Here is a 26,231-nt window from a genome sequence, read left to right as displayed (position 1 = left end):
CCGCCGTGCCCGACAACGCCGACCCGTCCGTCCGCGTCGAGGGCACGGATCTCGAGCTCGGCTACCGCGACCGCAGGGTGGTCCACGGCGCCGGCATCACTCTGTGTGCGGGACGTGTCACCGCGCTGGTCGGCCCGAACGGCAGCGGCAAGTCGACGCTGCTGCGGGCGCTGGCGCGGTTGCACAAGCCCGAAGCGGGTGGGCTGGTGCTGTCCGACGGCGCCGACGACCCGGTCGACGCCATGAGCCTGAGCCGCCGCGACTTCGCCCGCCGCGTCACGCTCCTCGCGCAGAGCAGGCCGACGCCCGCCGGCATCACCGTCGCCGACGTCGCCGGGTTCGGGCGCCACCCGTACCGCGGGCGCTGGCGCGGCGGGGACCCCGAGGGACCGGCGGCCGTGGAGCGCGCCCTGGCGGTGACCGGGCTGAGCGACCTCACCGACCGCCCCGTCGACGAGCTCTCCGGCGGTCAGCTGCAGCGCGTCTGGCTCGCGTCCTGTCTCGCACAGGACGCGGACGTGCTGCTCCTCGACGAGCCCACCACCTTCCTCGACCTGCGATTCCAGGTCGAGATGCTCGACCTGGTCCGCGACCTCGCCGACATCGACGGCGTGGCCGTCGGGCTCGTCCTGCACGACCTCGACCAGGCCGCGGCGGTGGCCGACGAGGTGGTGCTGCTCGCCGACGGGCACGTCCGGGGCTGCGGCCCGCCCGCGGACGTCCTCACCGCCGACCTGCTCAGCGACGTCTACGGCATCCGCGTCGACGTCGACCACGACCCGCGCACCGGCGCCCTGCGTACCCGGCCCGTCGGCCGCCACCCGGCCCGCGTGCCGGTTTCCTCCCCCGGAGAAGGAGCCCCATGAGCCGTGTCCCGATCGTCGTCCCCCTCGTCGCTGCCTGCGTGCTGGCGCTACTCGGCCTGACCGCCTGCGGAACGACCGAGCCCGCCTCCGGAGGTGGCCGGCCCGCGGCGGCACCGAGCGGCGGGGAGATCGCCCTCACCGACGCGCGCGGCCGGCAGGTCACCCTGCCCCGGCCCGCCACGCGGGTGGTGACCCTCGAATGGAACGCCACCGAGCACGTCGCCTCCCTCGGCGTGATGCCGGTGGGCGCCGCGGACACCGCGGGCTACGCGAACTGGGTCGGCGCCGCCCCGCTCGACCCGTCGGTGCGCGACGTCGGCGTGCGCGGCGAGCCCAGCGTCGACGCGATCGCCGCGCTGCAGCCCGACCTGATCGTCGCCACCGACGAGCTGCCCGAGGGCGCGGTGACGCAGATGGAGTCGTTCGCGCCGGTCGTGTTCCTGCCCGGCGGCGCGGTCGCCGACCCGATCGGGCAGATGAAGCGCAACACCGAGCTCGTCGGCCGCGCGCTGGGCAAGGACACGGAGGCGGCCGCCCAGATCCAGCAGTTCGACGCCCGCCTCGCCGAGGGTCGCAACCAGCTCGCCGCCCGCGCCGGGCAGCGCTTCGTGTTCGCCGACGGCTACGTCGAGGGCGGCCAGGTCTCGATCCGCCCGTTCACGAACGGCTCGCTCATCGGCGCGGTCACCACCGGGCTCGGCCTGACCAACGCCTGGACCGAGCCGGGCGACGACACCTACGGGCTCGCGCAGACCGACGTCGAAGGGCTGACACGAGTCGGGGACGCGACCTTCCTCTACATCGTCAACGACGCCGACGGCGGCGACCCGTTCCGCAACGAGCTGGGCTCGAACGCCGTGTGGCGGTCGCTGCCGTGGGTGCGGTCGAACCAGGTGGACCGCCTGCCCGACGGGATCTGGGTCTTCGGGGGCCCGGTCTCGATGCAGCGCTACATCGACGCGGCGGTCGGGGCCCTGGGCCAACCGTGACCCAGGTCGACGACCCCCTCGTCCCGCCGCCTCCGGTCCGGGCCCGTCCGTGGGGGCTGACGGGTGTCGTCGTCGTTGGCGTGGTCGCCGTCGTCGTCCTGTCGGCGGTGCACGTGCTGCAGGGAACCGCCACGGTCGGGGTCGGCGACCTGCTGGGCCTGCTCGTCGGCGACGAGTCCGAGCAGGCGAGCGCCGTCGTCGTCGCCTCGCGGGTGCCGCGGCTGCTCGCGGGGCTCGTGGTCGGGGTCGCGCTCGGGGTGGCCGGGGCGGCGATGCAGTCGCTGGCGCGCAACCCCCTGGCCGCGCCCGACACGCTCGGCGTCGACTCGGGTGCCTGGCTCGCGCTCGTGATCGTCTCGGTCGTGGGGGTCGCGCTGCCGATACCGGTGGCGGGCGGGGTCGCGTTCCTCGGCGGTCTGGGCGCCGCGGCGCTCGTGCTCGCGCTGTCGTCCGGCGTGGGGTCCGGGCCGACCCGGCCGGTGCTGGCCGGCTCGGTGATCGGGCTCGCGCTCGAGTCGGTCGCGATCACGTGCATCCTGCTGTTCCGCGAGCAGACCACGGGTCTGTTCGCGTGGGGCAACGGGTCGCTCGCGCAGTACGGGACGTCGGGGCTGGTCGCGATGGCCCCGGTCGTCGTGCTCGCGGCGCTCGGGCTGCTGGCGATGTCGCGCCGGCTGGACCTGCACGCGATGGGGGACGACGCCGCCGCCGTGCTCGGGGTCGACGTGCGGCGGGTCCGGCTGGTCACGGTGCTGCTCGCGGTGCTGCTCTCGGCGGCCGCGGTGACGCTCACCGGCCCGCTCGGATTCGTCGGGCTCGCCGCCCCCGCCCTCGTGCGGCTGCTCGTGCCGGTCGTCCCCGGCCTGGCGCGGCACCGGGTGCTGCTGGTGGTCTCGGCGCTCTCGGGCGTCGTCGTCGTGCTCGGCGCCGATGTGCTGGCCCGGCTGGTGCTCGGCGCCCAGCTCGGCGGGATCGAGTTGCCGACCGGCACGGTGACCTCGCTGTTCGGCGCCGCGTTCCTCGTGTGGATCGCCGCCCGGTTCCGCTCGTCGGGTCCGACGCGGCCCGCGCCCGCCGCGCGGTCGGCCCGCCGGCGGGGACGGGGCGCGCTGGTCGTCGTCCTGCTCGTCGCGGCCGCGGCCACGCTGGCCGCCGCGCTCGGCGGGGTCCTGCTCGGTGACGCGAAGCTGCTGCTCGGCGACGTCGCCAACTGGTTCGCCGGGCGGTCCGGCCCGGTCGTCACCTACGTCCTCGACGCGCGGATCCCGCGGGTCCTCGCCGCGCTCACCGCCGGCGCCGCGCTCGCCGTCGCGGGGACCGTCATCCAGGCGACGTGCCGCAACCCGCTCGCCGAGCCGGGGATCATCGGCGTCACCGGCGGGGCGGGGCTGGGCGCCGTCCTCGCGATCACCCTCGTGCCCACCGCAGGCGCGACCGGTGTCGCGGGCGCGGCCTTCGCCGGCGCGGCGGTCGCGACGGTGCTCGTGTTCGGGCTCGCCGCGCGCAGCGGGCTGGACTCCGACCGGCTGGTCCTCGTCGGCGTCGGGGTCTCGGCGGCGAGCGCCGCCCTGACGACGATCGTCATCGTGCTGTCCGACCCCTACAACGTGGGCAAGGCCCTGACCTGGCTCTCGGGCTCCACCTACGGGCGCTCCCCGGCGGACGTGGCGCCCGTGGTGCTGGCCCTGCTGCTGCTCGGGCCGCTGATCTGGCGCTCGCGCCAGGAGCTCGACCTCGTCGCGGTCGACGACGACACTCCGCGCGTCGTCGGCGTGCACCTCGAGCGGTCGCGGCCGCTGATGCTCGGTCTCGCGTGCCTGCTGACCGCGACCGCGGTGTCGGCGGTCGGCGTGATCGCGTTCGTCGGGCTGGTCGCCCCGCACGCCGCCCGCGCGCTGGTCGGCGCCCGACACGCCCGGGTGCTGCCGGTGGCCGCGCTGCTCGGGGCACTGCTCGTCTCCGTCGCCGACACGGTGGGGCGCACGGTCATCGCACCCGGCCAGCTCGCCGTCGGGCTGGTCACCGCGCTCGTCGGGTCGCCATGGTTCGTGTGGCTGCTGTGGCGGTCCCGGTCGGCGGGGTGATCCGTCGTCGCCCGGCGGGTACCGGGCGACCATGAGCATCAGCCTGGAGCAGGCCCAGAGCATCGTGTCCGCCGCGCTCGCGCACGCCCGCGCGCAGGGGTTCAAGCCGCTGACCGTCGCGGTGCTCGATCCGGGCGGCGCGCTGGTGGCGCTGGGCCGCGAGGACGGGTCGGGCTTCCTGCGCCCGGACGTCGCGACAGCCAAGGCGTACGGCGTGCTCGGGCTCGGCATGGACAGCCGGGCGATCGCCGCGCGGGCCGCCGACTCGTCGGAGTTCTTCACGTCGGTGTCGGCGCTGGCCGGCGGGAAGGTGTTCTCGGTACCGGGCGGCGTGTTCATCCACGACGACGCGGGGAGGCTGCTCGGCGCGGCCGGGGCCAGCGGCGACGCGTCCCTGGCCGACGAGGAGGCCGTCGTCGCCGGCATCCGCGCCGCCGGCCTGACGCCTCGGACCGGGGCGGGGTAGCGCCCGCCCATGTGAGTACTTTCCGGGCCTATAGGCCCGGAAAGTACTCACATGGTTAGGGCGACAGGGCCGTGCCGAGGTCGCGGGCCAGGGCGGCCTCGTGGACGTCGGCGGCGAGGGCGACGTCGAGGACACCCATCCCGAAGGGGTTGGACAGCACGACGTCGGTGTCCTTCGCCCGGCCCGGGTGCGTCCCGGCGACGACGTCGGCGAGGCTCGTGTCGACCGTCCGCGCGCCGGCCGCCGACTCCCCCGGCGCCGCGAGCGTGCCCTCGCGCAGCATGCGCCCCAGCAGGCGCCGGTCGTCGGCGGCGACGAGGTCCCAGTCGTCGACGACCACCAGGTCCGCGCCCGTGACGACTTCGGGCAGCACGTCGTCCAGCGACACGTGCGCGATCAGCGCGCCCGGGGCGATCCAGTCGAGCGCCAGGTAGCCGGTGGTGGTCGTGGTGGTGCAGACGACGAGCCCGGCGCCCGCGACGGCGGTGCGCGGGTCGTCGGCGACGTCGGCGCGGCGCCGGGCGGCCAGGGCGCGGGCCCGCGCGGGTTCGAGGTCGTGGACGACCACCGAGGCGTCGGGGTACTCGGCGCCGAGCAGGTCGAGGTGCGACTCGGCGAGCGCGCCGCACCCGAGCACCGCGATCCGGTCGAGCCCCGGCGCGGCGAGCAGGCGCGCCGAGAGCACCGTGTAGGCGGCGGTCCGGGTCGCCGAGATCCAGGCGGCCTCGAGCATGGCGACGGGCCGCGCGGTGTCCGGGTCGAAGAGGAACGTCCAGCCCTGCGCGCGCGGCAGGCCGCGGGTCGGGTTGTCGAGGCTCGAGTTGATGACCTTGAGACCCACCGCCGGGCGGTCGGACCACACCGCGCCGGGCAGCGCGAGGCTGCGCGCGAAGGCGCCCGTCGACGGCGTGTGCCAGGGCAGGTAGGCCTCGTCGGGCAGGGTCGTCGCGCCCCGGGCGTGGGCGAGCAACGTGGCCTGCACGCTGGCCACGGGGTCGACGTCGGCCGCCGCGGCCAGCACGTCGTCGCGGCGCAGGACGCGCAGGGCCGGTTCGGCACTCGGGGTCGTCACGGCGGGCGATCCTGCCACCCACCCGCGGGAGCGAACGGCGGTGCTCTCGCCCCGGACTTCGCTCACATAGGCCGGTCGCCGCAGCGTGCGCACGGCCGTCCGGACGGATTCTCACCGAAACCGGGCGCGTCGCGACGGCGAGCGGGCACAGTGCGTCACGACGTGGAGGAGGTGGCGTGTCCGTGACGGGCGGAGGCGGCGGGCACCATCGCGGTCGGGTCACGGCCGGGCCCGGCACCGGCGCGCACTGGTGGGGCGGACGCGGCCCGGCGGGCGGCGGGACGCACGCGGCGCCCGGGGGACGGAACCGCCGACGGCCGCTGGTGCTCGCCGTGCTCGCCGTCCTGCTCGTGGGCGGGGCGGCGGTGACGGTGGCGCTGACCCGGGGCTCCTCGCCGACCCCACCCGCACCCGCCGCGTCGGCCGCACCCGCGGCACCCGCCGCGGGCTCACGCGCCCCGGCCCGTACCGGTCCCGACACCGCCGTGCTGCAGAGCACCATCGACGAGGTGCTCGCCGCGGCCCCGCTGCGCTTCCCCGCCGACAGTGCGGCGCCCGCGCCCGACGCGACCGCCGCCGTCTCGCGCGTCGCCGCGGCCCTGCGCGCGGCGCCCGGCCCGCCGATCACCGTCGAGGGCCACACCGCCCCCGCCGGCGAGGACCGGGGCGGCGCGCAGGCGCTCTCCCGGCAGCGTGCCGACGAGGTCGTGCGCCTGCTCGAGTCCGCCGGGGTGCCGGCCGGCAGTCTCACCGCCGTCGGGGTCGGGCCCGCGCGCCCGCTCGCCTCGCTCGAGGCCAGCCGGCGGGTGGAGATCCGCGTCGGTGGTTAGGGGTCGGTAGTGGGGGCGGTCAGAGGAGCACCGCCCGCCGCCGGTACTCGTCGACGAACGTCAACAGCTCGGGTCCCCGCCGCCGACGGGACGCTGTTCGTCATCGGCAGCGTCCAGCTCGGCGTGCGACCCGTCACGCGTGGGGTCCCGGGGCGCCGGTGACGCCTCCCTCGTCGGGTTGAGCCCCCAGCCCTCGCATCCCCGAGACGCAAGGGAGCTCCGGATGAGCACGCGCGACACCAACTCTTCGCGCCCTGCACGACGTCGGTCTCGCCGCCTGGTTCGGCGGCTCGCCGTTCGGGCTGACCGGGCTGAACGCGGCCGCCGAGGAGGCCGGTGACCGTCGCACCGCCGACAAGCTCGAGAGCATCGGCTGGGCGAAGTGGAGCCCGGTGAACACCGCCGCGATGGCCGCGCACACGGTCGGCGGACTGGGCCTGCTCGCCGAGGGCCGTGGTGCACTCCGACGGCGGTGTCCGGTCGTCGGCGACGTCCCACGTCCCCTCGGCCACCGCGCAGCAGGGCGGCGGCAGCAACGCCGGCGAGTTCGCCCGCGAGGCCGACAGGCGCGCCGGGCAAGCGACGAGCGCGGCGGCCCAGGAGCTGGCGATGGACGTGGCATCGACGCAGCGCCAGCTGCGCACCCTGCAGGTCGTCGTCCCGGCGCTGACCGGCGCCCTGGTGGTGCTCTCGGCGCAGACCGGCGAACAACAGCGTCCGGGCGACCAGCTGCGCGGCATCGCCCGCCGGTCCGGCGAGGCTGGTCAGCAGCCTCGCCGCGTGAAGATCACGGCCGCACCACGGCCTTGATCGCGTCCGGGTCGCGCCGCGCCGCCAGCAGCGCGTCGACCGCGCCGTCGAGGTCGTGGTGCGAGGTCACCATGTCGTCGAGGCGCACCGCGCCGGACGCCGCCATGGCGATCGCCGCCGGGTAGACGTGCGCGTAGCGGAACGTCCCCTTGATCACGAGCTCGCGGCCCTGCACCACGTCCAGCGGCAGCGCGACCCGTGCCCCGGTGCCGACCAGCACCACGGTCGCGGCGGGCGCGGTCGCCGCGATCGCCAGGTCGACCGCGGGCTGGACGCCGGTGCACTCGAGCACGACGTCGACGGGCTCGATCTCGACGCCCTCGCCCGGGTCGACGACCACGTCCGCCCCGAAGTCGAGCGCCGCCTCGCGGCGTCGCGCCACGGGGTCGGAGAGCGTCACCCGCGCCGCACCCCGGGCTCGCGCGACCTGCAGACACAGCAGCCCGACCGGCCCGCCGCCGCTGACGAACACCCGGGTGCCCGGACCGATGTCGGCCTTGCCGGCCGCGTGCACGGCCACCGCCAGCGGCTCGATCATCGCGGCCGCGTCGTCGGAGAGCGCGTCGGACACGGGGTGGGCGCGGTCCGCCGGCACCGTCACGTACTGCGCGAACGACCCGTCCACCGGCGGCGTCGCGAAGAAGGAGATCCACGGACACAGGTGGTAACGCCCCTGGGCGCACTGCGCGCAGCGCCCGCAGTTGCGCTGCGGCTCGACCGCGACGCGGGTACCGACGGGCGGGGTCTCGACGCCCTCTCCGACCGCGCTGACCACGCCGGACGTCTCGTGCCCGAGCACCAGCGGGCCGTGCATGACGTAGCCACCGATGCGCCCGTGGTCGTAGTAGTGCACGTCCGAGCCGCAGACGCTGACCGCCCGCACGGCGACCTGCACGTCGCCGGGCCCGGGCGACGGCACCGGCCGCGTCTCGACGGACATCCGCTCGGGCTCGTGGAGCACGGCCACCCGCTGCTCGGCGCCCATGGACTTCTCCTTCCGCGCTAGGTCACGGCGGAACGGATCCTCCGCGCCGGCTGGAAGATGCGCAGGTCGAGCATCCCGGGCGGGTCGGCGACACCGGGTCCGCCCGCGCGGATCCACTCGGTCAGCTCGTCCTCGGTCTCGGCGTCGAGCACCCCGAACAGCCACACCGGGCGCGCGCCGGCGGCCCGCCCGGCCCTCGACGGCGAGACGACCACGACGTTTGAGTAGGCGCACGCGTCGAGGCAGTCGCTGACGCGGACCGGGGCCGCCGCCTCGAACCGCGCGAGCTGGGCGGCGTGGTCGACGCCGGGATGCTTGCGCGTGGTGCCGCAGCAGCAGTCACGGCAGACGGTGAGGGTGGGTGCTGTCGCCGCAGTGCTCATCGCGGGTGACGTTAACCCGCGCCGATCATCGCCACACCGAGGTGAGACACGCGAGACGCCCACCCGCGGTGCCGGCGTGGCCGTGTGCGGTCGCCGTCACCTCCTTCTCGTGCACGACGACCGACTCCGGCGCCCGGTCGACGAGCACGAACGGCACGGTCGTCGTCGCGCTCCCCGCGCCCGTCGCGTCGGTGCGCAGGTCGAGCCAGAACTCGTTGCGCGGGTTGGCGTAGGCGGGGTCGGACGACGGCTTGTCGGGCGTCGCGGCCGGGTCGATCCGGTCCTGGTAGTGCGGCCCGGCGTCGTTGCCGCTCGGCCCGCACGACCGGACGTGGGCGTGCACCGCGTAGCCGCGGCCCGGGACCATCCCCTCGACGCGGAACGTCGCGGTCGTCGCGCCGCGGTGGGCCGTCACCTCGACCGCGACGCGGGCGCCCTCGGGTGCGGCGGACGGGTCGTAGGTCACCGCGGGCCCGCTCGGGGCGAGCACGCCCTGGGTGACCAGCGGGCTGGCCGCGGAGGCGGGCGGCCCGGCGCAGGAGGCGACGAGGGCAGCCCCGCCGAGGAGGAGGGCGAGACGGACGAACGGGCGCGGCACGGGCGCATCCTGGCAGGTCAGCGCCGTTCGGTTGCCGATCGACGACGCGGCGTGTCGACTACCGTGGGGGGGCGTCGAGTCGAGGGGGTCCGCGCACCGATGAGCACCGCCGCCGTACCTGTCGCCGCCGTCGTGAGGGGGTTGGTGTCGGTCCTGCCCGCCGGGTGGGTGATCGACGACCCGGAGGTGCTCGCGAGCTACGCCCACGACGACGCCGAGTGGGCGCCGCACGCTGTCCCGCTGGCGGTGGTGCGCCCGCGGACGGCCTCGGAGGTCCAGAGCGTGGTACGGGTCTGCCTCGAGCACCGGACACCGCTCGTGCCGCGCGGGGCGGGCACCGGGCTGTCGGGCGGGGCGAACGCCACCGCCGACTGCGTCGTCCTCGCCACCGAGCACATGACCGAGGTGCTCGAGATCGACCCGGCCGAGCGGCTCGCGGTGGTGCAGCCCGGGGTCGTCAACGACGACCTGCGCGCGATCTGCGCCCAGCAGGGCCTCTGGTACCCGCCGGACCCGGCGAGCTCGCCCTGGTCGACGATCGGCGGCAACGTGGCCACCAACGCCGGCGGGGTGTGCTGCGTCAAGTACGGCGTCACCCGCGACTACGTGCTCGGGATGCAGATCGTCAACGGGCTCGGCGAGCTGGTGCGGCTGGGACGGCGCACCGCCAAGGGCGTCGCCGGGCTCGACCTGGCCGGGTTGATGGTCGGCTCCGAGGGCACGCTCGGGGTGATCACCGAGGTCACGGTGAAGCTGCGGCCCGCCCGCGCGCCCGAGCACACCGTCGCCGGGTACTTCGACTCCGTCGTCGACGCCGGGCGCGCCGTCGCCGCGATCACGGCCGCGGGCCTCACCCCGTCGGCGCTCGAGCTCGTCGACCGCACCTGCCTCGAGGCCGTCGACGCCTGGAAGAACATGGGACTCGCCGCCGAGGCGGACGTGGTGCTGCTCGGGCGATCGGACGCGCCCGGGGCGGCCGGGAACGCCGAGGCCGGACAGATGCTGCGCCACTTCGACGCCGCCGGGGCGACGTTCTCCGCGCAGGCCGCCGACGCCGAGCAGGCCGAAGCGCTGTTCGCCGCGCGGCGCCTGGCCTACCCGGCGCTGGAACGGCTCGGACCGGTACTCACCGAGGACGTGTGCGTGCCCCGCGCCGCGGTGCCCGAGATGCTCGGGCGCATCCAGGACATCGGCAGGCGCCACGAGACCACGATCGCCAACATCGCCCACGCCGGCGACGGCAACCTGCACCCACTGCTGATCACGCCGACCGGCGACGAGCCGGCGCGGCGCCGCGCCCAGGCAGCGTTCGAGGACATCCTCACCGACGCCCTCGCCGTCGGCGGCACCGTCACCGGCGAGCACGGCGTCGGACTGCTCAAACGCCACGGACTCGAACGCGAGCAGGCACCCGAGGCGCTGGCGATGCAACGCGCGGTCAAGACAGCACTGGACCCGCACGGAATCCTCAACCCCGGCAAGATCATCTGAGCGCGCCGGGGCTCTCCTGACGTTCGACGCCAGCGTCGCCGCCGGGCTGCCACACCCAGGACGATGCTCGCTCGGCGTGTCGCGCGAGCGAGCGTGTGGCGATCCTGGCGTCACACGCCAGCGATGCCGCATTGCTGGCTACCCCGGACCTCGCTGCTAGGAGCCGCCGGCGGTGGTGGCGGTGGTGCGCGAGGTGCTCGCGGATTCGGTCGCGGGCACGTCCGGGGTGGCGGCGCCGCGGCAGGGCGCGCCCCAGACGCCGCGCTCGGCGAGGCGGGCGCGGTCCTGGGCGGCGCGGATCGGAGGCATGGCGTCCGGGGCGGCGTCGGCGGCGTAGGCGCGGGCGATGCCGGCCTCGGCGGCGAGGACGCCGTAGTCGCCGCCACCGTCGAGGGTGACCGCGGCGAGGCGGCGGTCGAAGCGGTCGGTCGCCGGCCCCGAGCCGCCGAGCAGGCGCACAGCGCGGCGGTCGAGCACCCGGGACGCGAACGACGTCGCCTGCTCGCCGTAGCACGCGCCGGGCGGCTGCACGCCCAGCGCACGCACGCGCACGATCGGACCGCCGTCGGGCAGGCGCGCGTCGAAGGTGACGGCGTCGACGACCCGCTCCACGACCACCCGCTCCCCCTCCGGCCGCGCGTCGAGACCCGTGAGGGCGGCCGCGGGGTCGGGCGCGGGGTCGGGCGCGGACGCCGGCGCGGGCGATGTGGGAGCGTGCCCCGTCGCGATCGTCAGCACGGCGGCGGCCGCGCAGACGGTGACGGCGGCACCGAGGACGAAGCGGGCGAGCGCGGCACGGGACACGCGCTACAGCGTGACTGATCGTGATGGGTAATCGACGCTCGGTCACAGGGGACCGGGCTCACCCGTTCAGGTCGCGACGACCGGCAGACGCCGCGTGCCGAGCACACGACCCGTGTACGGCCGCTGCTCCCCTGCGCCCACGGTCAGCCCAGCGTAGCGAGCCGTCATCTCCTCCAGCACCACGCGCGCCTCGAGGCGGGCCAGCGGCGCGCCCAGGCAGAAGTGGATCCCGTGACCGAACGCCGTCTGGGCACCGCCGCCGATGCCGGTGCGCGTGGGGTCGAAAAGCTCGGGCTCCGGGTGGGCGTCGGGGTCGTGAGTGGCCGAGAGCAGCCACGGCATGACCACCGACCGCGCCGGCACGGTGATGCCCGCGATCTCGACGTCGCGGGTGGTGGCGCGCGCGGTCATCGGGAACGGCGGGCGCAGGCGCAGGACCTCCTCGATCGTCCCCGGGATCGACGACGGGTCGGCCCGCAGCGCCTCCCACGCCCCGGGGTTCGCGTCGAGCACCCGCACCGCGTTGCCCAGCAGCAGCGTGGTCGTGATGTGCCCGGCGAACAGCAGCAGCATCGAGAAATTGGCGGCCTCCTCGTCGTCGAGGACCCGCCCGTCGACCTCGGTGGTGACCAGCGCCGAGATGAGGTCGTCGGTCGGCGCGCCGCGGCGCGCGCGGCACCAGTCACCGAGGTAGCCGGTGATCTCCCCCATCGCGTCGGCGACGCGCGGGTCGTTCATCGCCTCCGTGGGGTCGTCGACCTGCATCGAGAACAGGCCGTCGGCCCACCGCCGGAAGCGCCCGCGGTCGGCGGCGGGCAGCCCGAGCATCTCCGCGATGACCGTGACCGGGAGCGGGAACGCCAGGGTGTCGACGAGGTCGAACGAGGCCGGGGCCGACGGCAACATCTCCCGCGTCAGCTCCCGGATCCGCGGCTCGAGCCCGGCCACCCGCTTCGGGGTGAACGACGCGCTGACGAGGTGGCGCAGCGCCTTGTGCTCCGGCGGGTCGAGGCGCGTGAGCATGCCCTTGGTCATCTTCTCCGAGCCCGTCATCACCGCGGAGAAGTCGGAGCTGAACGTCGCGGTGTCGCGCAGGACGACCTCGACGTCGGCGGCGCGGGTCACGTGGTGCATGCCGTAGCGGTCGCGCCACACGGGGGCATCGGCGCGCAGGAAGGCGAGCCAGTCGAGGACGGCGGGCAGGTCGGCGATGTCGGGGGGCAGGTCGCGGTCGAGGGTGGTGGTCATGGCTCCTCCGGGAGGGCCGCGGTGAGGTGGTGGAGGGTGCGCTCGTAGAGCGCGGCGAGCTCGGGGGCCGCCGCCGCGAGGGCGGCCGGGTCGGCCTCGCCGGGCGGGGTGAAGCCCGCCCGGACCACGGCGGCGAGGGCGTCGGCCCGAGCCGTCACGCCCATCCCGGCGCCGGCCGGGACGAGGTGGTCGAGGAAGAAGCCGATGCACGCGGCACCGAGCCGGTAGTACAGGTCGGGGGTCGTGGCCGGGTCGTCGGCGAGCAGGCCGTGCCGGTGGAGCAGCGCGAAGTGCTCGCGGGCGAACTCGGACTTGTCGGTGACGATCTCGAGCCCGGTCTTGGTGTCGGTGGCGATCGCGCCGAGCAGCTCGACGTCCCCGGCGAACAGCGCCCGGGTCAGCGGGCGGTGCTGCACCGCGAGGAACGTACTGCGCAGGGTCGCGTCGAGCGCGACCTGCGCTGGGTCGGCCCGCAGCGCGGCGAGCAGGTCGGCGGTGACGTCCACCGACTCGCGCACCAGCACCCCGGCGAAGAGCTCGAGCTTGCTCGCGAAGTGCAGGTAGACGGTGCCCTTGCCGACGCCGGCCCGGCGGGCGACGTCGTCGACGGTGACGCGCCGGTAGGAGTGGGCGAGCAGGAGTTCTCCTGCCGCGTCCAGCAGCTGTGCGACCCGGCCCACCGGCGTCTCCTCTGACTCATGACCAGATTCCTCATCTGGTCACAGGTCACGATAGACCCGTCACGGTCGCGCCGACACCCCTCGCGCGATGATCGAACGGGCGGCAAGCTCTCGGGCCATGACGAGAACGGTGCGGTTCTCCGGGCTCGGTGAGCCCCACGTGCTGCAGATCGCCGACGAGCCCGCCCGACCGGGCCACGCGTGCTCGGGCACCGTGGCCGCGCCGGGCGAGACGCTGCCCGATCCGTAGATGCGGGCTATACGTTGTTCGCGATGACACACGACGAGCAGCGGCTGCGCCGCGCGGGCGTCCTCGTGGGCGCGGGCCCGCGGGACGGCGCCTCCACCCCGCAGACCGACCGGGTGTTCGAGGGTCTCGACCGGATGGTCGACGCCCACCGCCACCTCGAGTCCACCATCCAGGTCGGCAAGATCGTCCTGCTCCCGGGCGGTGCGCGGTGAGCGCCGAGAAGGTGCCCGAGGCCGTCGTCTCCTGGTTCCGCGCGCACGTGGACGAGGTCGAGGGCGCGCTCAGCTTCGACCGCATCGCGGGTGGCCGGTCGAACCTCACGTTCCGCGTCACCGACGAGGGCGGGCACGCGTGGGCGCTACGCCGTCCGCCGCTGGGCGGCGTGCTCGAGACCGCCCACGACATGGGTCGGGAGTGGCGCTTCCTCTCGGCGCTGAACCCCACCGAGGTGCCGGTGCCGACCCCGCGCGCCTTCTGCGACGACCACGACGTCTGGGGCGCCGACCTCTACGTCATGGACTTCGCGCCGGGCAAGGTGCTCAACGACCGCGAATCCGGCGAGAAGGTGCCCGACGCCGCCCGCAAGAACGTCGGCACCTCGACGATCGACGTGCTCGCGGCGCTGCACGACGTCGAGCCCGCGGCGGTCGGGCTCGACGACCTCGCCCGTCCCGGCAACTTCGTCGCCCGCCAGCTCAAGCGCTGGCACCGGCAGGCGCACTCGTCGGCGATGGAGGACCTCTCGGCCATCGACGCCACCCACGACGCGCTCGCCGCGCGGATCCCCGAGGGCGAGGTCGGGATCGTGCACGGCGACTTCCGGCCCGGGAACATCTCCTACGACGCCGACGGGTACGCGGTGGCGGTGTTCGACTGGGAGCTCGCCACCATCGGCGACCCGCTCTGCGACATGGGGCACCTGCTCGTGTCGTGGAGCGAGCCGGGCGACACGGTGCCGGAGGCGCTGTCGAGTCCCACACCGGCGGGCGGCTACCCGACCCGCGAGGAGCTGGTCGCGCGGTACACGAAGGCCCGGGACCTCGGCGACGTCGACATCGCCTACTACCTGGCGTTCGCCCGCTGGCGGGCGGCGTGCATCCACGCCGGGGTCTGGACCCGCTACCGCGCGGGCGACATGGGCGCCGACGCCGACCCGGACGAGGTCACCGGACCGGAGATGATCAACCTCCAGGCCGAGACGGCGCTGGCGGACCTGGAGCGCTGACCTGGGTATGTGAGTGCTTTCCCGCCCTATAGGGCGGGAAAGCACTCACATCACGCGGGTGCACGTCACAGGGTGGGGGCGGTCACGGAACGGGATCGCGACGGCACGTCCGGGCACCACACTGACGGCGGGCCTCGCGCTCCACGTCGGCGTGCGGGACCGCTCCCCTTGCGCAGACATGCCCGGAGAACGCCGATGATCACTGGCGAGTGCCACTACTGCGAGTCCGTGCGGGTGTGGAAGCTCTACCCCATCCGCCACGAGGACGACTGCCCGACCGGTGGGCGGCGCCCCCAGCGCCTGAGCCCGAACGAGGCCGCACTCTTCGCCCACCCCGACCTCGCCGACCTCGACCTGGAGGTCAGCGCCTGGTACCCGCAGCTGTCGGCGGCGAGCTGAGCGAGGGCTCCCGGCCCGCCAGCGCGTCGGCCAGCTGCGAGCGGGCCGTGATGCCGAGCTTGCGGCGCCCGCCGCGAGGGCCAGGTCGAGCCCGTCGCGCAAGGGCCCGCGCGCGGTCACGCGGTCACCGCGCCGCCGTCGCGCCGCCCCGAGCTCCACGAGCGCGCGGGTCCGGGCCGGCGGTGCGCACTCCGCCACCGCCTCCTCGAGCAGCCGCGCAGACCTGGGCGACGAAGCCCGGGGCCTGCGCCACCGCGCCGACCTCGAGAGGCGAACGGACGCGATGCAGCAGGCCGTCGTCGACGCGATCGGCAACGACCTGCCGTCGGTCACCAAGCAGCTCGGCTCGTGGTCCGGCGCCCTCGTCGCCCTCGACGCCGCGCCGCCCGACCCGGCCAAGCGCCTCGCCGGCTGAGACATGTGAGTGCTTTCCCGCCCTATAGGGCGGGAAAGTACTCACGACCACATCGGTCGGGGCTGGTCGGAGGGGGCTGGTCGGCGGTGGCGAGCGGGTCGGTCCGCTCGCTGCGCCCGCCCGCCATCACCGCGCCGCCATCAGTGCGCCGCCATCAGTGCGCCGCCATCAGTGCGCCGCCTCCAGGGTCGGCGAGCCCGCGGCGACGACCTGAGCAGCGACCTCGCGCAGGCGGAAGCGTTGCACCTTGCCGGTCGCGGTCCGCGGGACCTCCTCGATCGCGATCACGTGCCGCGGGCGCTTGAACGACGCCAGGCCCTCGCGGCACCACGCCACGAGCGCCTCGGGATCGACGGTGTGGCCGTCGCGCGGCACAACGCAGGCCACCGGCATGTCGAGGCCGTCGTCGTCGGGCACCGCGACCACCACGACCTCGGCGACCGACGGGTGCGCGACGAGCCGCTCCTCGACCTCGGCCGGCGTCACCCAGATGCCGCCGACCTTGAGGACGTCGTCGGTGCGGCCCAGGCAGGTATAGGTGCCGTCGGTGTTGCGGATGTACGTGTCGCCGGTGCGCAGCCACTCCCCCTCGAACACGAGGCGATTGGTCGCCGTGCGGCACCAGTAGCCGGTGCAGATGGAGTCGCCGCGCACGTAGAGCGTGCCGGTCTCGCCGTCGGGCACCGGACGGCCGTCGGTACCGCGGATCTCGACGTCGTAGCCGGGCACCGGGACCCCCGACGTGCCCGGCACGACCTCGCCGGGCTTGTTCGACAGGTAGATGTGCAGCGCCTCGGTGGACCCGATCCCGTCGAGCACCTCGACGCCGAAGCGCTCGCGCATCCCGTGGACCATCCGGGCGGGCAGCGCCTCGCCCGCCGACGCCCCGCGACGTACGGTCGCGAACGCCCGCGGGTCGACCTGCCCGGACTCCGCCGCGGCGAGCAGCGGGCCGTAGGAGCTCGGCGTCCCGAAGAACATCGTCACGCGGTGCCGCGACGCGAGCTCGGCGAGCAGGGCCGGCGTCGGGCGCGAGGGCTCGAGCACCGCCGCGGCGCCCACCGAGAGCGGGAAGAACATCGAGTTGCCGATGCCGTAGGCGAAGAACAGTTTCGCCACCGACAGGCACAGGTCGTCGGGCCGGATGCCGAGCACCTGCTGGCCGTAGGTCTCGCACACCGTGCGGATGTCGGCGTGCCGGTGCATCGCGGCCTTGGGCTTACCGGTGGTGCCCGAGGTGTAGAGCCACAGGGCCTGCGACTCGTCCCAGGTGTCGTAGGCCGGCGGTGTGCCGCCCAGCGCCCCGCTGAGATCACGGCCGGCCGCAAGCATCTCGTCCCACGTGCGGGCGGCGACGTCGGTGCCGAAGCCGGACGCGTCGTCGCCGGTGACGACGACCTCGGCGACGTCGCCCCCGCGCTCCCGCGCCGCGAGCACCGCGGCGCGGGAGGTGTCCGCGAACGTCTCCGAGCACAGCAGCAGGCGGCTGCGCGAGTCCGCGACGAGCACCGCGAGCTCCTGCCCGCGCAGCATCGTCGACACCGGCACGGCCACCGCGCCGAGCCGCATCGTCGCGAGGATCCCCGCGAACAGCTCGACCTCGTCGGCCATGCACAGCACGACCCGCTGCTCGGGCTGCACGCCCAGCGCGGCGAGCCCCGCCGCGACCCCCCCGATCTCCGCGTCGAGCTCCGCGTAGGTCAGCGACCGGGACGGGGCTCGCACCGCCTCCCGGTCGCCGTCGCCCGCCGCCAGCCGGCGCCCGACGAGATAGTCCGCGGCATTGAACGACTCCGCCATGCGCTGCCCGTCCTCGTGGTGGTGGTCGATCGCCCGATCGTGGCGCGCGCCACGCCGGATCGGAAGAGGCTCAGGTGATGGTCCGGCTCCGCGGGCTTCGCGTCCTCAGCTGAAGTGCACGTACTCGAAGTCGACGGGCTTGTCGTTGATCCCGTTCGTGGGCGGCGCGATCCAGCTCGCGATCTTCCCGGGCTCGAGGACCGGGTGCATGAGCCCGCGGACGTGGGTCTTGTCGACGTCGGTGGGCAGCCAGCGGCCCTCGTTCGCCCTCCACTCCTCGTCGGAGATCATCGCGCCCTCGGGTGAGATCCGCTGGCCCGCGAACGCCCCGACCTGGCGGTTGAAGCCGACATGAGGCAGGTACAGGCGCGCGTCGATGCCGTACTGGGAGAGAATGCGGTTCCAGCGCTTGAGCCCAGTGGAGCAGTCGCCGATGTACTCGCTGCGCAGGTCCTGGTTCAGCGCGAGCAGCGCCGGCACCTCGGTCGTGGTGATCCGGCCCTCGCGCACCGCGTCGACCGCGCCCGCGTCGTCGGTGAGCACGTGGTCGTCCTTGCGCCGCTCCTCCTGCCAGCGACCCTTGAGGCCGGCGGTGAAGTAGTTGGCGGCGTTGGTGGACGACTCGTTGCCGAACAGGTCCAGCGAGACCGTGTAGTGGAAGTTGATGTACTTCTGGATCATGTCGAGCGGGATGCCGCCGGCGCCGGCGACCTCCTCGGAGTCGTGCTCGTTCATCAGCTGCGCGGTGCGCGTGACGACGCGGTCGATGCCGGTGGTGCCCACGAACATGTGGTGGGCCTCCTCCTTGAGCATGAACTCGCAGGTCCGGCTCAGCGGGTCGAATCCCGACTCCTTCAGCGTCCCGAGCTGGTACTTGCCGTCCCGGTCGGTGAAGTACGTGAACATGTAGAACGACAGCCAGTCCGGGGTCTCCTCGTTGAATGCCCCGAGGATGCGCGGCGCCTCGTCCGACCCGGAGTTGCGCGCGAGCAGTTGGTCGGCCTCCTCGCGGCCCGCGCGCCCGAAGTACGCGTGCAGCAGGTAGACCATCGCCCACAGGTGACGGCCCTCCTCGACGTTGACCTGGAACAGGTTGCGCATGTCGTAGAGCGAAGGCGCCGTGGCGCCGAGGAAGCGCTGCTGCTCGACCGAGGCGGGCTCGGTGTCGCCCTGGATGACGATGAGGCGCTGCAGGTCGGCGCGGTACTCGCCGGGCACCTCCTGCCACACCGGCTCGCCCTTGTGCTCGCCGAACGCGATCCTGCGGTCCGGGTCGTGCTCGGAGAGGAAGACGCCCCAGCGATACTCGTTCATCGGGACGTGGTCGAAGTGCGCCCAGCCGTCGCGGCCCACGTCGACCGCCGTGCGCAGGTAGACGTCCTTGGTGTCGACGGCGGGGCCCATGTCACCCCACCAGTCGAGGAAGTTCGGTTGCCAGCGCTCGAGGGCGCGCTGGAGCTTGCGGTCGGACGCGAGGTCGACGTTGTTCGGGATCTTGGCGTCGAAGTCGATCTTCGGGCGTGCGGAGGTCATGGCGTCGTCACATCTCCCGGGAATTCAGACACGCTGCTTGTCGAAGTCGGCCTTGCGTCCGGTGCCGTAGCGGCGCAGCGCGCCGTCGGCCCCCGAGGCGTTCGGACGGATGAAGATCCAGTTCTGCCAGGCGGTCAGCCGCCCGAAGATCCGCGACTCCATCGTCTCCGGGCCGACGAACCGGTGGTTCGCCTCCATCCCGGTCAGGGCGTCCGGGGAGAGCGAGGCCCGCTCCTCGAGGAGGATGCGAATCTCGTCGGACCAGTCGATGTCGTCGGGCGCGTCGGTGACCAGGCCGGCCTCCTCGGCCTCGGCGCCGGTCAGCCGCTCTCCTCCGCGGTCGTGCAGCTCGGTGACGGTGTCGTCGTCGCCGTAGAAGCGGGACTGCAGCCGTGTGAGCCCGTTGCCCATCGGGAAGGCACCGAAATTGGACTCGGTGAGGACGATCTGTGCCGGCTCCTGCTCCTCGCCCGAGCCGTCCAGATCCTCGAAGATGCCCTCGAGCATGTACTGGCGGTCGCACGCCAGGGCCAGCTCGAGCAGCGCGCCGGCGAAGCAGCTGCCGGGCTCGATCAGCGCGATGAGGCTGCGGCTGGTGACGTCGAGGCGTTTGAGCGTGCGCTTGAAGTAGTGGCGGATCTCGTTGACCAGCCAGTCCGAGCCGGAGTGCTCGGCGATGACCCGCTCGAAGGCGAGCGCGCCCTCGATCGAGCCCTGGGTGCGGATCAGCCAGGTGCCGATCTCGAGCTCGTTGGTGCGCAGCCGCAGGACGAGGTCGTCGAGCTCGCGGGTCATCGCGAGCGGCCAGAAATCCGCGCCGAGCGCGTGGATGCGGTCGAGCGTCTCCGGCACCGTTCCGGGCTCGGGGCCGAGCACGGTGATCGTCGCGGTGCGGGCGTCGCGGTCGAGCTCGCAGCGGACGTTGGGGTAGGTGATCACGTTCTCGGCCGTCTCCCGGCGCAGGGGCGGGAGGGCGACGCCCTGGGCGTCGTTCGGCCGGGACGATCCCGCGGCCGCCTCCGCCGCCCGCGCCCGCACCGTCTCGTCCCACTCCTTGCGCGAGACCGTCTCGTCGACGAGCTTCCACTCGACCGCCTTCGGCCCCTGGAAGCCCTCGGACTTGGTGGCGAAGATGTCGGCGCGGTCCTTGCGCACGTGTCTCTTGTCGGTGACGCGGGTCAGTCCGCCGGTGCCGGGCAGCACGCCGAGCAGCGGGACCTCGGGGAGCGCGACCGCGCTGGAGCGGTCGTTGACCAGCAGGATCGTCTCGCAGGCCAGGGCCATCTCGTAGCCGCCGCCGGCCGCGGTGCCGTTGAGCGCCGCCACCCACGTCTGACCCGAGTGCGCGGTCATGTCCTCGATACCGTTGCGCGTCTCGTTGGTGAACTTGCAGAAGTTCACCTTCCACGGGTGGCTCGACCGCGCGAGCATCCGGATGTTCGCGCCGGCGCAGAAGTTCGAGTCCTTGCCGCTGGTCAGCACCACGCTACGCACTTCGGGGTGGGAGAAGCGCAGACGCTGGGTGATGTCGTAGAGCTCGATGTCGACGCCCAGGTCGTACGAGTTGAGCTTGAGCTCGTAGCCGGGCACGAGCCCGCCGTCCTCGGCGACGTCGAGGTAGACCCAGGCCGTCTCGCCGTCGACCTCGAGACGCCAGTGGCGGTACTGCTCGGGAGAGGTGTCGAAGTCGACCTGGGGAACGGTTTCGGGCGCCGGGGCCCGCTCGGCGTCCTCGAGAACGGTCACGGTGGTGGTCCCTCCTTGTCGTGCGGGCCACACTCTACGAGACTCCGACGCTGATGCATAGAGCTGTAGAACTTTGGAGGGCACGATGACGTGGCGGTGGATCGCCGAGCAGGACCCTCGCTGGGACCAGGACAAGGCCGCGGCGCTGGGCGACCTGCCGCCGACGCTCTTCGGCCTCGGGCACCCCGAGGTGGGCCGGCCGCTCGGGGACACGTGGTGGCGCGTGGAGGACGACGCCGGTGCGCCCGTCGGCTACGGCCGCCTCGACGACACGTGGGGCGACGCCGAGATCCTGATCATCACCGCGCCGGGGGCGCGAGGCACCGGCGTCGGCGCGTTCGTCCTCGAGAACCTGGAGCGGGAGGCCGCCGGGCGCCAGCTCAACTACGTCTACAACGTCGTCCCGACCCGCCACCCCGACGGTGAGTCGGTGCGGGCCTGGCTGACGTCGCGCGGGTTCACCGCGACCGAGGTCGGCGAGCTGCGCAAGCGGGTCGCGTCGGGGGCGGCGCCGGGCGGGGCAGCCTGACGATGCCGTGATCGCGAAATCGGTGACGTCTCCTCGCAGCTGTGCGAGGAGACGTCACCAAGATCGTGATCACATCATCGCGTGCCGCCCTCGCGACGGCGGTGGGCCCGCAGCTGGTCGGGGGTCGCGCGGAAGACGGCGCCGTCGTTGTAGCGGCGCTCCAGGTCGGCGGCGACCTCCTCCATGTACGTCTCGACGCCCGCCGACATGTTGTCCGGGACGTCGGTGGCGTCCGGCCGGCGCGCCGTCCAGTAGACGGCGGCCCGGAAGCGGGCGAAGACGGCGTCGCTGACGTAGAAGCTGCGGTAGCCGTTGCGCCCGGGATCGATCGCGGGATCGTCGAGCGCGGTCGTCCAGGCCGGCTCGTTCCGCCGGGTGCTGCGGCGGCGGGGCTTCCGGGCCGGTTCCGGGACGGGTCCCGACGCGGCAGGCTCGGGGTCCGGGGCAGGCTCGGGGTCCGGGGCAGGCTCGGGGTCCGGGGCAGGCTCGGGGTCCGGGGCAGGCTCGGGCACCGACTCTGCGACCGGCTCGGCCGCCGGCAGACGGGTCCGCGCGGGGCGGGCGACGGGATCCGGGGCGTCGGGATCGATGCTCATCCGTCGTCGGAGCTCGCGGGCCTTGGAGGTCACGACGCGTCCTCGGTGACCGGCGCGAGGGCGCGCAGCTCGAGCATGAAGTCGCGGAACAGACCGGCGAGATTGGACGACGACACGTCGCGGCGGTCGCCCAGGCGCTCGGCGAGCTGGAACGCCTCGTGCACGCCCGCCCGCCGCGGGATGATCGCCCGCACCTCGTCGCCGAACGCCGCAAGCGCCTCGTCGCGGATCGCCTCGTCCATACCGACGCGGAGATCGAACCCGCTGAGCACCACGCCGGCCCACCGCAGGGGGTGCGCGCGCTGGATGCGCTCGACGCGGGTGCGTGCCTCGAGGGCCTTGCGCACGGCGTCGCGGGTCGGTCCGATCGGCGCGTACGCGACGTCGGCGGCATACATGGCCTGAGCGGTGAGGGCGCCGGTGCGACCCCCGGTGTCGATCATGATCAGTCCGTAGGCGGCGGACAACCCGGCGCCCTCGAGGAGGTCCCGCAGGAGCCACGAGTCGATGAGCGCCGATTGCGCGACCGTCCCCAGCGAGGCCCCGGCGGGGACGAGGTCGACGTCCTCCCAGTGGGTGTCGAGGACCTCGTCGGCCAGGCGCGCCACTCCCGCCTCGAGGTCGAGCTCGGAGGACGCGTCGAGGGCACCGGAAGCCTCGAAGACGTCCCCGAGCCCCGTCGACGTCGCGGGGACGCCGAACTTGTTGCTGGCGTTGCGCTCCGGGTCGGCGTCGATCAACAAGGTCGGGATGCCGAGCCGCGAGGCCTCACCGGCCATGAGCACCTGCCAGAGCGTCTTGGCCACCCCGCCCTTGCCGCTGAGCACCGTCACCGCGACCACGAGGCCTCCTCTTACTAGAGACACGTCTCTGGCCTTCGTGATGTCACGGGCCAGACTTGCGTTCCTGGCCGGCCTGGCGTCGATGGCAAGGAACGCGTCGGATGGGGCGAGCGTAGCCAGCGGACGTCCGCTCCGGGAGGCTCCGGATCTCGGGCTTGACCGGCCTCCCAGGACGCGGCTAGCTTCACGATCTGTCGCGGCGCTGACGGCTCGCGCTCGCGACGACCGGTTCCGCTGCGTGGGCTTCGGCCGCGGTCAGGACCGACACGACTCCGCCAGGTGACGACCGCGTGAGCTCCGGCCGCGGATCGCACGACCGGCGTCGACCTCCTCTGTCACGTCGTCCCTCCGTGGAGAGCCGTTCCCATGTCTGCCGCGCTGCGTGTGCTCGACGGTCTGGCGACCGTCGTGCTGCGCGCGTGTGCCTGGACTCTGGGGCTCGTCGCGGGGGGCTTCGTCCTCTGGATCGCGGCCAACGTGATCGCGCCGATGCCGGCGACGGCGGCGGTCCGCGAGGTCCAGCTCGTCGGCGTCGCGACGCCGCTCGCGGCGGCCGGCCCGCCGAACCCCCACCCCGCCGGGCTCGCGGCGGGTGACTCCGACTCCGACTCCGGCGGCGACTCCGGCGGCGACTCCAGCAGCGACTCCAGCAGCGACTCCAGCAGCGACTCCAGCAGCGACTCCAGCAGCGACTCCAGCAGCGACTCCAGCAGCGACTCCAGCAGCGACTCCAGCAGCGACTCCAGCAGCGACTCCGGCGACTCGGGCGGCTCCAGCGACTCGGGCGGCTCCAGCGACTCGAGCGGCTCCAGCGACTCGAGCGACTCGGGCGGCGAATCGAGCGATGAGTCCGGAGGTTCTGAGGTTGACTCCGACAGCAACCCGAGCGACTCCGGCGACGACGTCAGCGACGACTCCGGCAGCGACTCCTTTGCTTCCGTGAGCGACGCCGGGGGCGACGCGGGTGGTTCGTTGCGCGACACCAGCGGCGAGTCCGATGACTCCGCTGGTGACGCCGACGGGGATTCCGACGGTTCCACCGAGATCGCCGCCGAGGACGGGGATCAGGCCCGCGAGGCCGGTGCCGGCGATGACGCCTCGGGGGACGGGCCGGCGAACGAGTCGATCGGTGACCGTCTCGACGACGCCAGCGCCGATCGTGATGTCGTCGCCGGCCTCCGCGAGGCAGACGGCCGCGAAAGCGGTGAACGGGGCTCGTCCTTCGACGAGACGCTCGGTGACGGCATCCGCGATGCGGTTGATGACGTCGACGCTGTTCGCGATGGCGTCGAGGGGGCCGCCACGAATCGCGATGGCGTCGACGGCGATCTGCGGGACGGGGACGACACCGCGGTGATCCGGGAGCGTCTGCGCGACGCGGGCGGCGCCCGTGATGACGCGACGGAGGAGCTGCCTGCGATCAACGCCGGGTCGGGTGACGACGATCAGCCCGGTGCCGGGACCGAGGCGGGCTCGGATTCGATGCTGCCGCTCGAGGGGGCGCGAGGCGCCCTTCGCGATGCCGCCGAGCGCGTCGAGGGCATCGGGTCCGACGCGCTCGGCGGTCTCGACCGAGAGGGCGATCCGGCGCGTGGCCCACCGACTCTGCTGCTGGACGCGGAGAACACTGATGCCGGCACCGGCGAGGCCGGCGCCGATGGCGACACCGGCGCGACCCGCCGGGTTGTCCGCAGCGAGGGAGACGAGGGCAGCGGCGCGACACCGGGCGCGACGGCCCTCAGGCCCGAGACCGCCGAGGACATCGGCGAGGCCGTTCGCAAGACCGTTCAGGGATCGCTGTCCGACGGCGCCCTCACCGACGCAGGGCTCACTGACGGCGTGCGTGAGGTCGGTCCCGACATCTCGGGGGATGCCACCGCCGAGGACGTCCGCGAGCGCGTACGGGGCTCCCTGTCGCGGGCCGCGGACGTCACCGACACCGCTCTCAACGACGCCGCCGTCTCCGGCGCGGAGCTCGCTGACGGCGAGCTCGCTGAGACAGCTCGTGACACGGGCGTCGACGTCTCGTCCGAGGCGCTGGCCGTGGCCGAGGATGTGCTCTCGGCCGCAGGTGAGCGCGACCGGGCGTCCGGTGATGATGCTGAGTCGCTCCTCGGCGGTGCCCTACGTCAGGCTCGCGCGGACGCGTCGTCCGCGGCGCTGGCCGTGGCCGAGGACGCGGTGTCTGCCGCTGAGCGCGACGGCCGGTCCGGCGGTGAGGCCGGGTCCCTGCTCAGCGGTGAGGCTCGGCGATGGATCGGACTGATCGACGATCTCGGGCGCGGTGGCGCCGAGGGTGATGAGCGGGGCCGGTGGGGCGATCCGGCCGCGGGCGTCGATGTGAGTGAGCTGGCGGGCGGGCTGTTCGAGCAGGACGGCGACCTCGCGGGAGCCTCCGACGACGACGAGCTGATCGCCCGCTACGCCTCGACTGCACCGGACGCGGCCCGCGCCACGAACGACTTGGTCAGGGATTCTGGGTCGGGAGCGCGGATGCTGCCCGACGGCGACATGGAGATCGAGACCGCCGACGGCGGGAAGATGACCATGAGCCCGCCCGAGCTCTCCGAAGCCGACGGCGCGCGGGTCACCCCCGACCTCGAGCGTGAGCGCTACCTGATTACCGCGGAGGACGCCGAGGCCCCACGGGAGTACGAGTTCGAGCTCGGGCTGCCCGACGGGGCCAGCGCCGAGGTCGTCGAGGACGGCGGGGTCGACGTCGTCGACGACGGCGGCGAGCAGATCCAGCGGATCGCTACCCCGTGGGCGAAGGACGCCAACGGCGAGTCGCTGCCCACCGAGTTCGAGATGCGCGACGACGACACTCTCGTCCAGCACGTCGAGTTCGACGAGAGCACCGCGTTCCCGATCATCGCCGACCCCGCCGCCGAAGGACCGCAGCCAGCCGACGCGGCACCAGCCCCCACTCCGACACCGGCGCCGACCCCAGAGCAGGTGCCCGCCCCGACCGGCGGCCCGGTCCCGGACACCAGGCCCGAGGAGCAGACCGCACCGACCTCCGACGGCGAGCCGGCCGAGGAGCCCACCGGCGACGGCCGCGCGATCTGCGGGGGCCCCGACTGCGCTCAGGACTCCCCCGAGGTCCAGAACGTCCCCGGGCAGACACCCGCCGAGGCCGTCGCCGAGGGCTCACCCGACCACGACGTCCCCGCCACCCCCACCGACGAGCGCGCCGAAACCACCACCGAGCCGGCCGCCCAGCCGACCGACACCGACACCGACACCGACACCGACACCGACACAGGCGCCCAGGACGAGACCAGCTCGGACGAGACCACCACCGAGCCCACCAGCGCTCCCGAGCCTCAGAGCGAGTCCGGCACCCCTGATCAGCGCGACTCCACCAACGACGGGCAGGGCACGACCGCCGCCGCGACACCCACCGAGTCCACCGAGTCCACCGAGTCCACCGAGTCCACCGAGTCCACCGAGTCCACCGAGTCCACCGAGTCCACCGAGCCCACCGAGCCCACCGAGTCCACCGAGCCCACCGAGCCCACCGAGCCCACCGAGCCCACCGAGCCCACCGAGCCCACCGAGCCCACCGAGCCCACCGAGCCCACCGAGCC

General features: G+C 74.0%; 25 protein-coding genes and 1 pseudogene. 14 read left to right on the top strand and 12 right to left on the bottom strand.

The genetic code is table 11. From position 1 onward, the window contains the following. The first annotated feature begins 5 nt into the window (after nt 1-5). From AC2A1K_RS12220 to AC2A1K_RS12205, 4 genes are read left to right on the top strand one after another with little or no spacing between them, the layout of a single operon-like run. Nucleotides 6-866 (top strand): ABC transporter ATP-binding protein, encoded by an 861-nt coding sequence (locus tag AC2A1K_RS12220; RefSeq protein ID WP_483896577.1) that lies wholly within the window; start codon nt 6-8, stop codon nt 864-866. Further along, the gene (locus AC2A1K_RS12215) at nt 863-1,855 is read left to right on the top strand and encodes an ABC transporter substrate-binding protein (protein ID WP_483896576.1); all 993 of its coding nucleotides are present in this window, start codon (nt 863-865) and stop codon (nt 1,853-1,855) included. The genes AC2A1K_RS12220 and AC2A1K_RS12215 overlap by 4 nt, the downstream gene beginning before the upstream one ends. After that, entirely contained in the window at nt 1,852-3,939 is a 2,088-nt protein-coding gene (locus tag AC2A1K_RS12210; RefSeq protein ID WP_483896575.1) for an iron ABC transporter permease, read from the top strand. The genes AC2A1K_RS12215 and AC2A1K_RS12210 overlap by 4 nt, the downstream gene beginning before the upstream one ends. Nucleotides 3,940-3,970: 31 nt before the next feature. Further along, nucleotides 3,971-4,405: a GlcG/HbpS family heme-binding protein gene (locus AC2A1K_RS12205; protein WP_483896574.1), complete on the top strand. Its 435-nt coding sequence runs from the start codon at nt 3,971-3,973 to the stop codon at nt 4,403-4,405. Nucleotides 4,406-4,460: 55 nt separating this feature from the next. Here AC2A1K_RS12205 and AC2A1K_RS12200 read toward each other — a convergent pair whose 3' ends face one another. Further along, on the bottom strand, nt 4,461-5,477 hold the full coding sequence (locus AC2A1K_RS12200; RefSeq protein WP_483896573.1) for an ornithine cyclodeaminase family protein: 1,017 nt from the start codon (nt 5,475-5,477) through the stop codon (nt 4,461-4,463). A gap of 176 nt (nt 5,478-5,653) precedes the next feature. Here AC2A1K_RS12200 and AC2A1K_RS12195 point away from each other — a divergent pair, with 176 nt between their 5' ends. Continuing rightward, the gene (locus AC2A1K_RS12195) at nt 5,654-6,307 is read left to right on the top strand and encodes an OmpA family protein (RefSeq protein ID WP_483896572.1); all 654 of its coding nucleotides are present in this window, start codon (nt 5,654-5,656) and stop codon (nt 6,305-6,307) included. A 453-nt stretch (nt 6,308-6,760) separates the two neighbouring features. Next, nucleotides 6,761-7,117 carry a hypothetical protein gene (locus tag AC2A1K_RS12190; protein WP_483896571.1) on the top strand — a complete coding sequence of 119 codons (357 nt, stop codon included), beginning with the start codon at nt 6,761-6,763 and terminating at the stop codon, nt 7,115-7,117. Here the strand turns inward: AC2A1K_RS12190 and AC2A1K_RS12185 are convergent. From AC2A1K_RS12185 to AC2A1K_RS12175, 3 genes are read right to left on the bottom strand one after another with little or no spacing between them, the layout of a single operon-like run. Then, nucleotides 7,095-8,102 carry an NAD(P)-dependent alcohol dehydrogenase gene (locus AC2A1K_RS12185; protein ID WP_483896570.1) on the bottom strand — a complete coding sequence of 336 codons (1,008 nt, stop codon included), beginning with the start codon at nt 8,100-8,102 and terminating at the stop codon, nt 7,095-7,097. The two genes, AC2A1K_RS12190 and AC2A1K_RS12185, sit on opposite strands and share 23 nt — an antisense overlap. A gap of 17 nt (nt 8,103-8,119) precedes the next feature. Next, nucleotides 8,120-8,485, bottom strand: coding sequence for a hypothetical protein (locus AC2A1K_RS12180; RefSeq protein ID WP_483896569.1), 366 nt, complete (start codon nt 8,483-8,485; stop codon nt 8,120-8,122). 25 nt (nt 8,486-8,510) lie between these two features. Then, complete coding sequence (locus tag AC2A1K_RS12175; RefSeq protein ID WP_483896568.1) at nt 8,511-9,083, bottom strand: superoxide dismutase; 573 nt, start codon at nt 9,081-9,083, stop codon at nt 8,511-8,513. Between the two features lie 99 nt (nt 9,084-9,182). Between AC2A1K_RS12175 and AC2A1K_RS12170 the strand changes: the two genes are divergently transcribed. Next, entirely contained in the window at nt 9,183-10,574 is a 1,392-nt protein-coding gene (locus AC2A1K_RS12170; RefSeq protein ID WP_483896567.1) for an FAD-binding oxidoreductase, read from the top strand. Between the two features lie 156 nt (nt 10,575-10,730). Here AC2A1K_RS12170 and AC2A1K_RS12165 read toward each other — a convergent pair whose 3' ends face one another. The 3 genes from AC2A1K_RS12165 to AC2A1K_RS12155 all read right to left on the bottom strand — a co-directional run bounded on the left by AC2A1K_RS12165 (nt 10,731) and on the right by AC2A1K_RS12155 (nt 13,306). Further along, nucleotides 10,731-11,378, bottom strand: coding sequence for a thermonuclease family protein (locus tag AC2A1K_RS12165; RefSeq protein WP_483896566.1), 648 nt, complete (start codon nt 11,376-11,378; stop codon nt 10,731-10,733). Nucleotides 11,379-11,444: 66 nt separating this feature from the next. Beyond that, entirely contained in the window at nt 11,445-12,626 is a 1,182-nt protein-coding gene (locus tag AC2A1K_RS12160; protein WP_483896565.1) for a cytochrome P450, read from the bottom strand. Further along, complete coding sequence (locus tag AC2A1K_RS12155; protein WP_483896564.1) at nt 12,623-13,306, bottom strand: TetR/AcrR family transcriptional regulator; 684 nt, start codon at nt 13,304-13,306, stop codon at nt 12,623-12,625. The genes AC2A1K_RS12160 and AC2A1K_RS12155 overlap by 4 nt, the downstream gene beginning before the upstream one ends. A 118-nt stretch (nt 13,307-13,424) precedes the next feature. On the opposite strand from AC2A1K_RS12155, the gene AC2A1K_RS12150 reads away from it, so the two are divergent. The 5 genes from AC2A1K_RS12150 (at nt 13,425) to AC2A1K_RS12130 (ending at nt 15,595) form a co-directional block, all read left to right on the top strand. Continuing rightward, nucleotides 13,425-13,556 (top strand): hypothetical protein, encoded by a 132-nt coding sequence (locus tag AC2A1K_RS12150; RefSeq protein ID WP_483896563.1) that lies wholly within the window; start codon nt 13,425-13,427, stop codon nt 13,554-13,556. Nucleotides 13,557-13,579: 23 nt separating this feature from the next. Further along, nucleotides 13,580-13,768 (top strand): hypothetical protein, encoded by a 189-nt coding sequence (locus AC2A1K_RS12145; RefSeq protein WP_483896562.1) that lies wholly within the window; start codon nt 13,580-13,582, stop codon nt 13,766-13,768. Further along, nucleotides 13,765-14,781, top strand: coding sequence for a phosphotransferase family protein (locus tag AC2A1K_RS12140; RefSeq protein ID WP_483896561.1), 1,017 nt, complete (start codon nt 13,765-13,767; stop codon nt 14,779-14,781). The genes AC2A1K_RS12145 and AC2A1K_RS12140 overlap by 4 nt, the downstream gene beginning before the upstream one ends. Nucleotides 14,782-14,976: 195 nt before the next feature. Beyond that, nucleotides 14,977-15,180 (top strand): hypothetical protein, encoded by a 204-nt coding sequence (locus AC2A1K_RS12135; RefSeq protein ID WP_483896560.1) that lies wholly within the window; start codon nt 14,977-14,979, stop codon nt 15,178-15,180. Nucleotides 15,181-15,463: 283 nt separating this feature from the next. Then, nucleotides 15,464-15,595, top strand: coding sequence for a hypothetical protein (locus AC2A1K_RS12130; RefSeq protein WP_483896559.1), 132 nt, complete (start codon nt 15,464-15,466; stop codon nt 15,593-15,595). Nucleotides 15,596-15,763: 168 nt separating this feature from the next. Here the strand turns inward: AC2A1K_RS12130 and AC2A1K_RS12125 are convergent, their stop codons facing one another. The 3 genes from AC2A1K_RS12125 to boxC form a co-directional block, all read right to left on the bottom strand. Beyond that, the gene (locus tag AC2A1K_RS12125) at nt 15,764-17,395 is read right to left on the bottom strand and encodes a benzoate-CoA ligase family protein (RefSeq protein ID WP_483896558.1); all 1,632 of its coding nucleotides are present in this window, start codon (nt 17,393-17,395) and stop codon (nt 15,764-15,766) included. Nucleotides 17,396-17,500: 105 nt separating this feature from the next. Then, nucleotides 17,501-18,928 carry a benzoyl-CoA 2,3-epoxidase subunit BoxB gene (gene boxB / locus AC2A1K_RS12120; RefSeq protein ID WP_483896557.1) on the bottom strand — a complete coding sequence of 476 codons (1,428 nt, stop codon included), beginning with the start codon at nt 18,926-18,928 and terminating at the stop codon, nt 17,501-17,503. 24 nt (nt 18,929-18,952) lie between these two features. Continuing rightward, nucleotides 18,953-20,674 carry a 2,3-epoxybenzoyl-CoA dihydrolase gene (boxC, locus tag AC2A1K_RS12115; protein ID WP_483896556.1) on the bottom strand — a complete coding sequence of 574 codons (1,722 nt, stop codon included), beginning with the start codon at nt 20,672-20,674 and terminating at the stop codon, nt 18,953-18,955. 85 nt (nt 20,675-20,759) lie between these two features. On the opposite strand from boxC, the gene AC2A1K_RS12110 reads away from it, so the two are divergent. After that, nucleotides 20,760-21,203, top strand: a complete 444-nt coding sequence (locus tag AC2A1K_RS12110; RefSeq protein ID WP_483896555.1) for a GNAT family N-acetyltransferase — start codon at nt 20,760-20,762, stop codon at nt 21,201-21,203. A 74-nt stretch (nt 21,204-21,277) separates the two neighbouring features. Here AC2A1K_RS12110 and AC2A1K_RS12105 read toward each other — a convergent pair whose 3' ends face one another. Both AC2A1K_RS12105 and AC2A1K_RS12100 read right to left on the bottom strand, forming a co-directional pair. Beyond that, complete coding sequence (locus AC2A1K_RS12105; protein ID WP_483896554.1) at nt 21,278-21,832, bottom strand: hypothetical protein; 555 nt, start codon at nt 21,830-21,832, stop codon at nt 21,278-21,280. Continuing rightward, nucleotides 21,829-22,641: a ParA family protein gene (locus tag AC2A1K_RS12100; protein ID WP_483896553.1), complete on the bottom strand. Its 813-nt coding sequence runs from the start codon at nt 22,639-22,641 to the stop codon at nt 21,829-21,831. The genes AC2A1K_RS12105 and AC2A1K_RS12100 overlap by 4 nt, the downstream gene beginning before the upstream one ends. A 366-nt stretch (nt 22,642-23,007) precedes the next feature. Here AC2A1K_RS12100 and AC2A1K_RS12095 point away from each other — a divergent pair. Next, nucleotides 23,008-26,231: pseudogene (locus tag AC2A1K_RS12095) on the top strand (hypothetical protein); the annotation flags it as partial.

Source organism: Actinomycetospora sp. 2LY8.5, from assembly GCF_057180585.1.
This window is presented reverse-complemented; position numbering and strand designations above follow the sequence as displayed.